Here is a 13,263-nt window from a genome sequence, read left to right as displayed (position 1 = left end):
CAGCACGGCAACCGTGCGTTTTGTACTCAGTCACGGGCTCCAACACCCAAGCGCGGGGCAAACTGCACGGTCTCGTCTGGCTACCACCAGACTTTACCGTACTGGTCAGTACTGAACATACAAGCGCCACGCGCCCGGCCGTCGCGCCGGGCGCCGTGCGCCGCCATCCGTTTTCATCCTTCGCTTCCGTTTCCCGTCCGTGCGGCCGCGCGCGGCGCGGCGGGGACGCCTGCGCGCCGTTTTCGCCGGACCGGTTGCCCGCCCCGACGTCGGGGCAACCCCGCGGCTCGCATGGGCCGCGGCCCAGACGTCGTCCGCTGTTTCGCTCATCGAGGAGCACGCTCATGGCCAACCTGGCTCAGGCCCGCACCGACGAGGATCTCGACCTGTCGACGCTCGCCATTCCCGATCACGCACGCATGCCGCCCTTTGCGCTGACGATGGCGTGGTGGGCCGTCTGCAGCGCGGTGTTCTACATCGTCGTCGGCGCGACGCTCGCGCTCACCTACGGCGCGCGCAACGCGCTGATCGGGATGGCGCTGTCGGTCGTTTCGTACGGCATCGTCAATTCGATCATCAGCCGCTACGCGATCCGTACCGGCCTGTCGGTCGCGCTGTTCTCGCGCGTGCTGTTCGGCAGCGCGGGCGCGGCGCTCGCGACGCTGATCTTCTTCGCGACGGCGATCTACTACGCGGTGTTCGAGGGCTCGGTGATCGCGGTCGCCGCGCATCACCAGTTTCCGGCGCTCGACTACAAGTGGGCCGCGCTGATCGTCGTCTGCTACAGCGTGCCGCTCGTGTTCGGCAGCGTGCAGCACTGGCTCGACAAGTTCAACGGCGTGCTGCTGCCGTTCTACCTGTTCGGGTTGCTCGCGGCGGTCGGGCTCGCGACGGCCGAGTACGGCTATCACGCCGCGTGGCTCGATTTCGGGCCGGCGGGCGGCGCCCCGGCCGGCGGCTGGTGGCAGTGCTTCGTCTACTACATGGGCGTATGGGTGCTGATGATGTTCACGTTCGACTACGCGCGCTTCGGCCGCAAGGCCGACGCCCGCTATCACGGCCGCTTCAACTTCGGGATGCCGTTCTACCTCGTCACGTTCCTCGTCAACGGCGCGGCCGGCATCTATCTCGTCAGCACGATTCCCGGGCTCGGCACGCTGTCGGAAGTGTCGGTCGTGCTCGCGCTGCTGAAGCTGATGGGCGTGTGGGGGCTGCTGTTCGTGTGGGTCACGCAGTCGCGCATCAATACCGCGAACTACTACCTCGCGACCGTCAACATGCAGGCGTTCTTCCAGAAGGTCGCGGGGCTGCGCGCGCCGAAATTCGTGTGGGCGGTCGTGGTCGGCGCGGTCGTCTATGCGCTGATGATGGCCGACATCTTCTCGCGGATCCTGCAAGCGCTCGCGTACCAGGGCATCTTCGTCGTCGCGTGGGTCGGCGTCGCGCTCGCGCACATCCTGTCGGCGCGCTATGGGCAGCTCGTCGGCGACGACGTCGAATGCCGCGACGCGCACGTGCCGGTGTTCAATCCGGGCGGCCTGACCGCGTGGTTCGCGGGCGCGTTCGCGGGGCTCGCGCTGAATCAGGCGACCGGGTTCGCCGCGTCGCTGTCGGCGCCGGCCACCTTCGTCGTGTCGTGGCTCGTCTATCGCGCGCTGCTCGGCACCGCGAAGCGGACCTGGTTCGTGCGCAACACGTGACGCGCCGCGGCTCGGGCGCCGGCCCTAGCCGATCGTCTGCACCGGATGGCCCTGCGCGTCGCGGATCACCGTCGGCTCGACCCGCCAGCGCACGCCGTCGAGCCCGTCGATCGCATACTCGCCGGCGCGCGGCTTCAGCGTGCGCGCCAGCGCCTGCACCGTCGCGTCGGTGAGCCGCAGCGTCAGCGTGCCGTCTTCGTCGCTCACGCCGTTCGCGTCGCCGCGCACGAACCGCACCGCGCCGTCGTGACCGACGAGGCGAAACGGCCGGTCGAACGGCAGCCGCAGCGGCAGTAGCGTGACGAGTTCGTCGACCTGCCGCGCGCCGACGGTGATCTCGATCACCGGCGCGCGCAGCAGCCGCTTGCGGGTGCCCCAGCCGAGCACGTCGGTGAACAGGTAACCGCTCGCCGAGCCGTCGCGCTGCGTGCCCGCGTCGACCTGCTCGCGCACGTCCGCGCGTTCGAGCAGCGACGCGCGGCCGAGATCGGTCACCCACAGCGGCATGTGCGGCAGCAGCGTGTCGAGCAGCGCACGCGTGCGCCAGCGCTTCGCGGCGCGTTCCTCGTCGAGCGTCAGCCCGACGACCTGCAGGAACGCGAGACGGCCGTGCGGCGTGTCGATCGCCGGCAGCTCCGGATCGAACGCGAAGCCCATCGAGCAGAGCGCCGTATCGGTATCGAGCGTGATCGGGCCGTTGGCCGTCATCCAGTGGCCATCGTCGAACGCGTTGCCGCTCTGGAACACGTAGCGCGCGAGATTCTGCAGGAAGCTGAACACCCAGCGCGGCGGCTCGTCGTCGCCAGCCACGCACGCGACGCGCATCGTCAGCTCGAAGCCGAAACCGCTGGCGGCCGGATCGTCCGACTCCTTCGCATACAGCTCGCTCAGCCCGTACGTGACGAAATGCCAGTGCGGCACGGGCGCTGCGCGCCGCCACACGCTGATCCCGTCGAGCGGATCGGGGCCGCCGAGCCGCCACTTGACCAGCGTGCCGTAGTGCTTCGGCTCCTGGCCCGGATAAAGGCGCGCGAGCGCGGCGTCGATCGCGTCCCAGCCGGGCGCGGCATCGTCGTCCGCGCCGTCGTGCGTGTCGTGCGTGGCGTCCGTCATGTGGCCCGCTCTCCCCGATGATGTCGTGTGGTGTTTGTGTCGTGCGGTGTCGGGACGTGCGTCACACGTGCGACGCCGCGCCGTCGAGCGCCGCGCGCACGCGCTCGACGCGTTGCCCGTCGACGGGCGCCAGCACCTCGCCGCGCGGCCGCACGCCCGAGCCGAAATGCACCGCACGCACGCCGGTGGCGCGGACGAAATCGCCGACCGCGTCGATCGTGAGCCCCGAGCCGGCCAGCACCGTGCAAGTCGTGCCCGCCGCCTGCCGCACGAGCCGCGTGATCGTCGCAACCGCGTCGAGCACCGACGGATGACCGCCCGACGTCAGCACGGACGTGACGGCCGGCACGCGCAGCAGCGCGTCGAACGCGGCGTTCAGATCGCGCGCGACGTCGAACGCGCGGTGAAACGTGAGCGCGCGCCCGTCCGCGGCGGCCGCGATCCGGGCCAGCGCGCCGAGATCGACGTCGCCGCGCGAGTCGAGCGCGCCGAACACGACGCCGTTCGCGCCGGCCGCGACGGCCGCGCGCACGTCGCGCTCGATCACGCGCAGGTCGTCGGCGTCATAGACGAACGAGCGGCTGTGCGGACGCACGATCACGTTGACGGGAATCGGCACGGCGGCCACGACGGCCTCGATCAGGCCGACGCTCGGCGTCAGCCCGCCTTCGGTGATCGCAGTCACGAGTTCGAGGCGGTCGGCGCCCGCGCGGGCGGCGGCCTGGGCATCGCCGACGGTCGTGGCGATCACTTCGAGGAGGACGGAAGAAGCGGCATGTCGGTTCATGGGCGGCCCGCGAATCGTCTGGATAATTCGCGCATCCTAGCCGAGCCGCGTGACGGACGCCAGCGTGCCGGCGGCCGCGTATTTCAGTCGCGCATTTCAGCCATGTCCTTCAGCCGCGCCGCACGAGCCAGACGCCGACCAGCGCGGACAACCCCGTCACCGCGGTGCCGGACACGAACCGGAACATGCGCGCGTCGAAGTACGCGCCCTGCTGCTGCATCATGTCGACGATCGCGGGCGTGAGCAGGAGCATTCCCCAGCCGATCATCCCGAGCGCGGTGGTCGCGGCCGCGGCCAGCAGCGTGATGCCCGCGCCGCGCGCACGCGGCCGGAATGCGCCGGCAAACGCGCCCGCAGCCAGCAGCACGGCCGACGCTGTGAACAACACGGCGACGAATACGACCGTCGCGCCCGCGTGGCCGACTTTCAGGAACGCGGCCAGCTGCGCGGCCATCACGCCGAAGCCGGCGATCGTGAACAGCACGATCGCCAGCGCGTTGCGCACGACGCTCATGCAACGGTCTGCCTGAAATACGCAGTCGCCGGGCGCCGGAACAGCAGGTAGACGAACACGGCGAACAGCAGGACGCCCGGGATCAGCACCGCGAGCATCGACGCCGGCATGTTGATCAACGAGAACGCGATGCCGAACACGAACGTCACGATGTACGCCTTGCGCGACCACTCGCGCCCCTTGAGGATCGCGATGCCGATCACGACGTTCGCGGCTTCGATGATCACGCTGATGCCGAGCGTCGCCCAGACGGGCAGCAGGTAGTGCGACAGCAGCGCCTGGGTGGTCGGCATGCCGATCGAGAACGGCGTATACACGCAGGTGATCGCGTTGGTCACGATGATGACCCACGCGAGGATGGTCAGCGAAATCGGTCGTTTCATGGTTTTTTTCCTTTTTTATTCGCCGCCATGGTGGCCCCCGGGACGGCGCGCGCGGTCACGATGGCCGCGGTCGCGCCATTGTCGGGGAAGCCCGCGGTGAACGCAACGGCCGCCCCGCGCCCCGCTCGCTGCTCATCGCATGCGCGCCGTGCGTCGCTACGCGACTGGCGCGTCGTCGTCGACCCAGTCGATGTCGCCGCACAGCACGCGCTGCGCATCGCCGACACGCACGGCCACCGACAGCGTCACGCACGGCTGCGCCTCGTTGATCGACAGGTACGGCCGCGTGACCTGCACGCGCCCCGGTTCGGCGATCGCCGAGCGGAAATACGGCCGGCGCAGCCAGTTCGCGCCCTGCGCGTCCGCCAGCGGCGAAAAGCGCGCCTCGGCCAGCGCGCGATCCGCGCGCAGCACGACGTTGCGGCCCGACTGCCGGCCCTGCGCATCGAGCAGGAAACAGCGCGCGGCCGCGTCGAGCGCGAGGAAGTTCCAGCACACCTCGTCGAGCGGCTCGCCGGCCTCGAGGCGCTCGGCCGCCCGTTCGAACGCGCGCAGGTACGGCGCGAGCCGCTGCGTGTCGCGCCGCTCGCGCGCTTCGGTCTGCTGACGAAAGCGCTCGGTCAGCTCGCCGATGCAGCCGGTCGCGGCCGCGCTGTCGGGCAGCCCCGGCGCCGGCCGGCCGAAGTAGTAGCCCTGCACGAAATCGGCCTCGCACGACAGCGCGATCTGCGCTTCGTGCTCGGTCTCGATCCCTTCGACGAGCACCAGCTTGCCGGCCTCGTGCAACAGCGTCACGAGCCCGTGCAGGATCGCGGTCAGTCCCGTGCGATGTGCCGCATGCGACAGCATGATCCGGTCGAGCTTCACGATGTCCGGGTTCAGCTGCCAGATCCGCTCGAGGTTCGAATGGCCCGCGCCGAAATCGTCGAGCGCGATCAGGAAACCCTGCGTGCGGAACGCGCGCACGGCCTCCGCGAGCCGCTCGACGTCCTCCGCGCGCTGTTCGAGCACTTCGAGCACGATGCGCCGCGGCGGCATGCCGAGCCGCTTCAGGTTCGCGAGCAGCGCGGCCGCCTGGAACGGGTCGGTGAGCACGCCCGGATGGACGTTGAGAAACAGCCACTCGCGCTCGGCGCCGAGCAGCGCGAAGTTCTCCAGATGCAGCGCCTGCGCGAGCCGGTCGAGCTGCAGCAGTTCGCCCTGGCGCGCGGCTTCGCCGAACACGTCGAGCGGCGACACGGCGCGGTCGAGCGCATCGTGCGCGCGCAGCAGCGCCTCGTAGCCGACCGCACGCTGGTGCGACAGGCTGAATATCGGCTGGAACACGGTCGTGAGCGTCAGGTCGCGGTGCTGCGTCGCCAGCCGTTCGAAGCCGGAGCTCATCTCCCGCTCGAACCGGTACGGCGACGCGGCGGCCGGACGCTCCTGTTGCACGATCGTCATGCCCTTCTCCTGGTGATGCACTCGAACGCGCCGTCCGGCGTCACGGACGACGACCGGGACGGCGCGCGCAATGTCATGGTTGGACCCTCGGTTGCCCGGCGCGGGCCGGGCGGCTGCTCTCCCTCAAGCAAGCTCCGTGCAAGGTGCGCATGAGCCGTGCGCCGCAGGGTCGCGCCGGGCTGCCGCACCACCGTGGCGCGCCGTCGATGCACCATTTCCGTGCGCACGCACCGCCCGTTCGAGCGCATCCGTCACGTCGGCACGCTACACTCCGTACGATCGTTTCATTCTGCCTATCCGCCGTATCGATGGAAATCGTCTTCACCGTCCTCATTCTGCTGCTGACCGTCGCGCTGTCCGGCGCCGTCACGCGCCTCCTGCCGTTGCAACTGCCGCTGCCGCTGATGCAGATCGCGTTCGGCGCGATGCTCGCGTGGCCGAAGCTGAACCTGCACGTCACGTTCGATCCCGAGATCTTCATGCTGCTGTTCATTCCGCCGCTGCTGTTCGCGGACGGCTGGCGGATTCCGAAACGCGAGCTATACCTGCAGCGCCGCGCGATCCTGATGCTCGCGTTCGGGCTCGTGTTCATGACGGTACTCGCAGTGGGCTACTTCGCCCACTGGCTGGTTCCCGAGTTACCGCTGCCGATCGCGTTCGCGCTCGCGGCCGTGCTGTCGCCGACCGATGCGGTCGCGCTGTCGGGCATCGCCGGCAAGGGTCGCATCCCGCCGCAACTGATGCACATCCTCGAAGGCGAGGCGCTGATGAACGACGCGTCGGGCCTCGTCGCGCTGAAGTTCGCGATCGCGGCCGCGCTGACCGGCGTGTTCTCGCTGCGCGCCGCGTCGGTCACGTTCGTGATCGTCGCGGCCGGCGGGCTCGCGACGGGCGCGATCGTGTCCTGGCTGTTCAGCGCGCTGTCGACACGCTTCCTGAACGCCGAACAGGAAGGCGACCCGGCGCCCGGCATCGTGATGACGCTGCTGGTGCCGTTCGCGGCCTACCTGTTCGCCGAGCACCTCGACCTGTCGGGCGTGCTCGCGGCCGTGTCGGCCGGGATGATGATGAATTACACGAGCTTCTCGCGCAAAAGCACCGTCGCGTCGCGCGTGCGCGCCGAAAGCACGTGGGCGATGATCGAGTTCGTGTTCAACGGCATGGTGTTCATCATGCTCGGGCTGCAGTTGCCGCACATCATCGGCCGCGCGCTCGTCGACGCGCACCATACGAGCGACGCGCTGGTCGGCCGCATGATCTTCAACGTGTGCGCGATGATGCTCGCGCTGTATGCGATCCGCTTCCTGTGGGTATGGCTGCTGCGCTGGTTCGCGAGCCGCCGCGCCGCGCGCCAGGGCCTCGCCGGCACGATGGCCGGCGTACGCACGATCGCGGTGATGACGGTCGGCGGCGTGCGCGGCGCGGTCACGCTCGCCGGCGTGCTGTCGATCCCGGTCGCGCTGTCCGACGGCGCGCCGCTGCCCGGCCGCGACACCGCGATCTTCATCGCGTCGGCCGTGATCCTCGGCTCGCTGATCGTCGCGGTGATCGGCCTGCCGCTGCTGCTGCGCGGCGTGCGCTCGTCGCGCAACCCGCTCGGCGACGAGGAGCGCATCGCGCGCTCGGCCGCCGCGCAGGCCGCGATCCGCGCGATCGATTCGTCGCACGACGCGATTTCGGCCGATCTCGACGAATCGGGCGCGGCGCGCTGCGCGGACATCTCCGCACGCGTGATGGACCAGTATCGCCGCCGGCTCGCCGCGCTGGCCGAGGACGGCCCCACGCCGCGCGCGGAAGCGAAGCAGGCCGAAACGATGGAGCTGCAGATGCGGATCGCGGCCGTGCGCGCGGAGCGCTCGGCGCTGTACCGGCTGCGCAGCGACAGCAAGATTTCCGACGAGACGCTGACGAAGCTGATTCGCGAGATCGACCTGTCGGAAACCGCGCTGTCGACGCGCAAGAAAGGCATTCTTTGACGGGCTTGCAACGGCCTGCGCGCGGCAACCGGCATGCATGAAAAAACGGCGACGCACCCGCGTCGCCGTTTTCGCATCCACTCGCGTTCGCGTTACTTCGCGACGACGACCGGAATCCCCTTCAGCATCCCCGCACCCTTCATCTCGTCGAGCGCGTGCTGCACGGCCGCGCTCGTCGCCGCGTCGATGCCGAGCTGCAACGCGAGCTCGCGTTCCGCGCGCTTCACGCCGGCCAGGTTGCGCACCTTCACGTGACCGAAGCCGCGCACGCGGGCGTGCAGGTCGGCCAGTTGCGCGACCTGCGCCGCATTGCCGGGGGTCATCGCGGCGAACGCACGCGTGAGCGTGGTCTCGTAGTCGTCGGCCAGCGCGCGCTCCATCTTGCGCTCGACGGTGCGGCCGAACGGATCGAGCCACGTGCCGCGCAGGCTGCGCACGCGCGCCAGTAGGCCGAGCACCGGCCACATCCACTGGCCGAACACGCGCTTCTTCGGCGTGCTGCCGTCGCTGCCGGCCTTCGCGACCGTCGGCGGCGCGAGGTTGAACTTCACGCGGTACGCCTGCCCCGGCACGCCTTCGAACTGCGCTTCGAGCGCGGTGCGGAACGCGTCGTCCGTGTACAGCCGCGCGACTTCGTATTCGTCCTTCACCGCGAGCAACCGGTAGAACGTCGTCGCGACCGCGCGCGTCAGCGTGTCGTCGCCCTTCGCGCGCGCCGCACTCACCAGCGCCCGGTAGCGCTCGACGTAGCGCGCGCCGCCGTAGGCGTCGAGGCGCGCCTCGCGATCGGCGATCAGCTCGGCGAGCGTCTCCGGCGCGGCATGGACGGCCACCGTATGGCGCGCGTTCCACAACGCATCGAGGCCCGCCGCGTCGCCGGCCGCCATCCGGCCGATCGAGAACGCGAGCTTGTTCATCGGCACCGCGACGTTGTTCAGCTCGATCGCGCGCATCATCGCGGCGAGCGACACCGGCACGAGGCCGAGCTGCCACGCGTAGCCGAGCATCAGGATGTTCGCGCCGATCGAATCGCCGAGGAACTTCGCGGCGAGCGCCTGCGCGTCGCAGCTCGACAGGTAGCCGTCGCCGGCCGCGTGGCGCATCTTCTCGAGCAGTGCGTCCGCATGCAGGTTCGCGTCGGGGTTCTGCACGAACGACGCGTTCGGGATCCGGTGCGTGTTGACGACGATCCGCGAACGCTCGTGACGCACCGTCTGCAGCGCCTCGGCGCTCGCGCCGACCACCATGTCGCATGCGAGCAGCACGTCGGCCTGCTGCGTGTCGATGCGCACCTGGTTCAGCCAGCGGTCGCTCGACGCGATCCGCACGAACGACAGCACCGAGCCGCCCTTCTGCGCGAAGCCCATGAAGTCGAGCACCGACGCGCTCTTGCCTTCGAGATGCGCGGCCATGCTGATCAGCGCGCCGACCGTCACGACGCCGGTGCCGCCCACGCCCGTCACGAGCATGTCGAACGGCGCGGCATCCAGATGCGTCGCCGGCACCGGCAGCGCGTCGACGCGCGCGGCGAGCGCCGCTTCGTCGAACGCGGCGCCGGCGGCCTTCTTCAGCGCCGCGCCTTCGACCGTCACGAAGCTCGGGCAGAAGCCGTTCACGCACGAATAGTCCTTGTTGCACGACGACTGGTCGATGCGGCGCTTGCGGCCGAGCGGCGTCTCGAGCGGCTCGACCGACAGGCAGTTCGACTGCACGCCGCAGTCGCCGCAGCCTTCGCAGACCGCGTCGTTGATGAACAGGCGCTTGTCCGGGTCGGGGAATTCGCCTTTCTTGCGGCGGCGGCGCTTCTCCGCCGCGCAGGTCTGGTCGTAGATCAGCACGGTGACGCCCGGCGTCTCGCGCAATTCGCGCTGCACCGCATCGAGTTCGCTGCGGTGATGGAACGTCGTGCCCGTCGGGAACTGCCCGTGATGGCCGTCGTACTTCTCCGGTTCGTCGGACACCACGACGAAGCGCGACACGCCTTCCGCCTCGACCTGCCGCGCGATCTGCGGCACCGAGATGCTGCCGTCGACCGGCTGGCCGCCCGTCATCGCGACCGCGTCGTTGTAGAGGATCTTGTACGTGATGTTCGCTTTCGCGGCGACCGCCTGGCGGATCGCGAGGATGCCCGAGTGGAAGTAGGTGCCGTCGCCGAGGTTCTGGAACACGTGCTTCGTGTTCGTGAACATCGCGTGTGCGGCCCAGTCGACGCCCTCGCCGCCCATCTGGATCAGGCCCGTCGTGTCGCGCTCCATCCACGACGCCATGAAGTGGCAGCCGATGCCGGCCTGCGCGATCGAGCCTTCGGGCACCTTCGTCGACGTGTTGTGCGGGCAACCCGAGCAGAAGTACGGCGTGCGCTTCACCGCGTCGGCCTCGTTCGACAGGATCTGCGGCGCGACGAGATCGACGACGCGCTCGCGACGGTCGAGCGCCGGCTTGTGCCGCGCGAGCCAGTCGGCGAACACCGGCAGGATGCGCGACGGGCGCAGCTCGCCCAGCTCCGACAGCAGGCACCCGCCGGCCGCGTCGTGCTTGCCGAGCACGCGCGGGCGCGCGCCTTCGGTGCGGTTGTACAGGTAGTCCTTGATCTGCTGCTCGATGACCGGGCCCTTCTCCTCGATCACCAGCACTTCGGCCAGCCCGTCGACGAAGGTCTCGAGCCGCGTCATTTCGAGCGGATACGACAGGCCGACCTTGTAGATCCGCACGCCGGCCGCGTCGAGATCGGCGACCGTCAGGTCGAGGCGGCGCAGCGCCTCCATCAGGTCGAGGTGCGCCTTGCCGCAGGTGACGATGCCGACGTTCGCGTGGGTGCTCGGCGCGATCCATTTGTCGATGCTGTTGGCGCGCGCGAAATGGCGGACCGCGTCGAGCTTCGCGGCGAGGCGCGCCTCGATCGTGAGGCTCGGCAGGTCGGGCCAGCGGTTGTGCAGGCCGCCCGCCGGCGGCGTGAAGCCGGCCGGCGCCGGCCAGCGCGTCTGCAACGCATCGAGGTCGACGGTGGAGCCCGACTCGACCGTTTCCGAGATCGCCTTGAAGCCGACCCACGCGCCCGAGTAGCGCGACAGCGCCCAGCCGTACAGGCCGAATTCGAGCATGTCGGCGATGTTCGACGGGTTCACGACCGGCATGTGCCACGCCATCATCGCGAAGTCGCTCTGGTGCGGCATCGACGACGACACGCAGCCATGGTCGTCGCCCGCGACGACCAGCACGCCGCCGTGCGGCGACGAACCGTACGCGTTGCCGTGCTTCAGCGCGTCGCCCGCGCGATCGACGCCCGGGCCCTTGCCGTACCACATCGCATACACGCCCTCGACCGTGCGCTCGGGGTCGGCCTCGACCCGCTGCGTGCCGAGCACGGCCGTGCCGCCGAGTTCCTCGTTGATCGCCGGCAGGAAGCGCACGCCGCTGGTGTCGAGCAGTTTCTTCGCCTTCCACAGCTGCTGGTCGACCATGCCGAGCGGCGAGCCGCGATAGCCGCTGACGAAACCGGCCGTGTTGAGCCCCTGTTCGGTGTCGACCGTGCGCTGCATCAGCAGCAGGCGAATCAGCGCCTGCGTGCCGGTCAGGAAGATCCGGCCGCGCGTCGCGGTCAGGTTATCGGTCAGGCGGTAGTCGGACAGGGCAGGCGTGCCGTCGACGGGCAGGCGGGCGGTCATGAGGGGATGTCTCCGGATTGTGCTGTTCTGGGCCGTGCGCGGCGGAGCGTCGGATGACGCGCGGGTGCCGGCAGCGAATGGCTCTATTTTTTCGCGCGCCGGCGAGAATGTTTTTTCTCATCTTGCGCGGACCGGCCCGTGGCGAGAAAAACTGCGCAGCTTTTTGCCGTGATTTGAGAGAGTTTTCGCGCGGGTGGCGGGAGCGTGACAGGCGGCGCGTCAGGGCGGTCGAGTGGTTCGGCAGAAAAGCCGGTGCGTGCCGCAACGCTCGCCGCCAGCCGGGTGGAGGGCGCTCGAACCCCGAGCGGCAAGGGTTTCGGCGGCATCGGGACGTCACGCTCACCGTCGAAATACACAGCGTTCCGACTGGTCGGTGGCGGCGGATGTCCACAACGACGCGTCCTTCGGCCGGTCGGGCAAGCGCGCTCACCGTTCGATTGCACAGCGTTTCGAGTGGCGTCGGGGGCGGGATGTCCACCTCCGGAATCGGCATGCAGAGCGCTCGGAGGCCGACGCTCACCGTTGAAATTCACAGCGCGGCGAGTCGGTTTGTGGGCGGATATCCACATTGGAGCCCGCGCATTTCGTCGCTCGGCTGCTCGCCCTCACCGGTCGGATACACAGGCCCGCGAGTACGTCCGTCCGGCGGACGGTCGCGCCGGAATACGCCGGTCGAGGGACTATCGCTTCACCCTCACCGTTGAAATACACAGGACTTCGAGTGGTTGCCGCGACAGTTGTCCACGCCCGGACCAGCGTTGCCCGCCGGCCTGGCGCGCACCCTCACCGTCGAAAAACACAGCGCTTCGAGTGGTCCCGGGAACCGGATATCCACATGGACGAATGTGCCTGGATCGACGGAGGATGCACGCGTCGAAACCCATCGGCGACCGGCAATCCGTACCGGAAGCGGCACCGCGCCCGACGAAGCGCCGATGCTCACCGTCGAAAGTCACAGTGGCGAGAGTCGTTTCGGCGGCCGGATATCCACACGGGAATGCGTAGACGCCTCGCTCGCAACCTCGCGTCCAAGGGTGACACGGACGGTGCTTCGCGTGGCTTCATCGGTCGAGCGGCTGCTTCTTCGCGCGCTGCGCGCAGATCAAGGGTCCAGATTCACCGTTGGGTTACACGATGCGTCGAGTCCCGCGAACAGGCGAAGACGCGCACCGAAACCCGCATGTTGCGAACCACGCGCCGGCGCTCACCGTTAGAATGCACAGCCCTTCGATTGGGGCCGGAGCCGGATGCATACGTCCCCGGGCACGTATGCGGCAGTCACGCGCTCGCGACAGTCGGCTAGAATGCGCGGCGCGCCGAACCGCGGCAAACGGCGCGAAACCCGCGCCGGTGCAGGCGCCCCGCGTGATCGGGCGCGACACTCACCATCGAATTTCACAGCGTTTCGCTTCGTCTTGCCGCGAGTTGTCCACAACCTGCGTCATCTATCGCGCCGCATCCGGTCACCCTCACCTGTGAAAACCACAGCGCGCCGAGTCGTTTCGCGGCGCGGATATCCACAACCCGTACGCGACCGGATTTTCATCCGCCGTTCGGCGGATGCGTGGTTGGACGAAAGCAGCGGAAAGCCCGGAGGGCTTGTCCGGGCGGCCTCGGCGGCACGCTCACCGTTCAGATGCACAGCGTTTCGAGTGGCTGGGGCGACGGGTTGTCCACATCCG

Annotated in this window: 8 protein-coding genes; 2 read left to right on the top strand and 6 right to left on the bottom strand. The window is 69.2% G+C overall.

Going from position 1 to position 13,263, the window contains the following annotated elements; genetic code table 11:
* Positions 1-344: 344 nt before the first annotated feature.
* Positions 345-1,700, top strand: a complete 1,356-nt coding sequence (locus tag MMB92_RS28415) for an allantoin permease (RefSeq protein ID WP_006484074.1) — start codon at positions 345-347, stop codon at positions 1,698-1,700.
* A gap of 24 nt (positions 1,701-1,724) precedes the next feature.
* Here the strand turns inward: MMB92_RS28415 and MMB92_RS28410 are convergent, their stop codons facing one another.
* From MMB92_RS28410 to MMB92_RS28390, 5 genes are all read right to left on the bottom strand, one after another.
* A complete protein-coding gene (locus MMB92_RS28410; RefSeq protein ID WP_125332961.1) occupies positions 1,725-2,813 on the bottom strand; it encodes a suppressor of fused domain protein in 1,089 nt (362 codons plus the stop codon).
* A gap of 61 nt (positions 2,814-2,874) precedes the next feature.
* A complete protein-coding gene (locus tag MMB92_RS28405) occupies positions 2,875-3,600 on the bottom strand; it encodes a copper homeostasis protein CutC (RefSeq protein ID WP_006495447.1) in 726 nt (241 codons plus the stop codon).
* A 109-nt stretch (positions 3,601-3,709) separates the two neighbouring features.
* Entirely contained in the window at positions 3,710-4,114 is a 405-nt protein-coding gene (locus MMB92_RS28400) for a hypothetical protein (protein ID WP_277563103.1), read from the bottom strand.
* Complete coding sequence (locus MMB92_RS28395; protein WP_077189569.1) at positions 4,111-4,497, bottom strand: hypothetical protein; 387 nt, start codon at positions 4,495-4,497, stop codon at positions 4,111-4,113. The genes MMB92_RS28400 and MMB92_RS28395 overlap by 4 nt, the downstream gene beginning before the upstream one ends.
* A gap of 156 nt (positions 4,498-4,653) precedes the next feature.
* Positions 4,654-5,940: an EAL domain-containing protein gene (locus MMB92_RS28390; protein ID WP_006484063.1), complete on the bottom strand. Its 1,287-nt coding sequence runs from the start codon at positions 5,938-5,940 to the stop codon at positions 4,654-4,656.
* A 308-nt stretch (positions 5,941-6,248) separates the two neighbouring features.
* On the opposite strand from MMB92_RS28390, the gene MMB92_RS28385 reads away from it, so the two are divergent.
* Positions 6,249-7,916, top strand: coding sequence for a Na+/H+ antiporter (locus tag MMB92_RS28385; RefSeq protein ID WP_277563102.1), 1,668 nt, complete (start codon positions 6,249-6,251; stop codon positions 7,914-7,916).
* 92 nt (positions 7,917-8,008) lie between these two features.
* Here the strand turns inward: MMB92_RS28385 and MMB92_RS28380 are convergent, their stop codons facing one another.
* Complete coding sequence (locus MMB92_RS28380) at positions 8,009-11,581, bottom strand: indolepyruvate ferredoxin oxidoreductase family protein (protein ID WP_062884282.1); 3,573 nt, start codon at positions 11,579-11,581, stop codon at positions 8,009-8,011.
* Positions 11,582-13,263 lie beyond the last annotated feature (1,682 nt).

The organism is Burkholderia sp. IO2, from assembly GCF_029522185.1.
GTDB classification, from domain to species: Bacteria; Pseudomonadota; Gammaproteobacteria; order Burkholderiales; family Burkholderiaceae; genus Burkholderia; species Burkholderia cenocepacia.
The sequence above is the reverse complement of the archived record's forward strand: the minus strand, read 5'-3'. Positions and strand labels throughout refer to the sequence as shown.

What these genes read in the sequence shown, in the direction of transcription:
- MMB92_RS28415 (WP_006484074.1), top strand. Translation starts at nt 345, where the DNA reads ATGGCCAACCTGGCTCAGGCCCGCACCGACGAGGATCTCGACCTGTCG.
- MMB92_RS28410 (WP_125332961.1), bottom strand. Translation starts at nt 2,813, where the DNA reads ATGACGGACGCCACGCACGACACGCACGACGGCGCGGACGACGATGCC.
- MMB92_RS28405 (WP_006495447.1), bottom strand. Translation starts at nt 3,600, where the DNA reads ATGAACCGACATGCCGCTTCTTCCGTCCTCCTCGAAGTGATCGCCACG.
- MMB92_RS28400 (WP_277563103.1), bottom strand. Translation starts at nt 4,114, where the DNA reads ATGAGCGTCGTGCGCAACGCGCTGGCGATCGTGCTGTTCACGATCGCC.
- MMB92_RS28395 (WP_077189569.1), bottom strand. Translation starts at nt 4,497, where the DNA reads ATGAAACGACCGATTTCGCTGACCATCCTCGCGTGGGTCATCATCGTG.
- MMB92_RS28390 (WP_006484063.1), bottom strand. Translation starts at nt 5,940, where the DNA reads ATGACGATCGTGCAACAGGAGCGTCCGGCCGCCGCGTCGCCGTACCGG.
- MMB92_RS28385 (WP_277563102.1), top strand. Translation starts at nt 6,249, where the DNA reads ATGGAAATCGTCTTCACCGTCCTCATTCTGCTGCTGACCGTCGCGCTG.
- MMB92_RS28380 (WP_062884282.1), bottom strand. Translation starts at nt 11,581, where the DNA reads ATGACCGCCCGCCTGCCCGTCGACGGCACGCCTGCCCTGTCCGACTAC.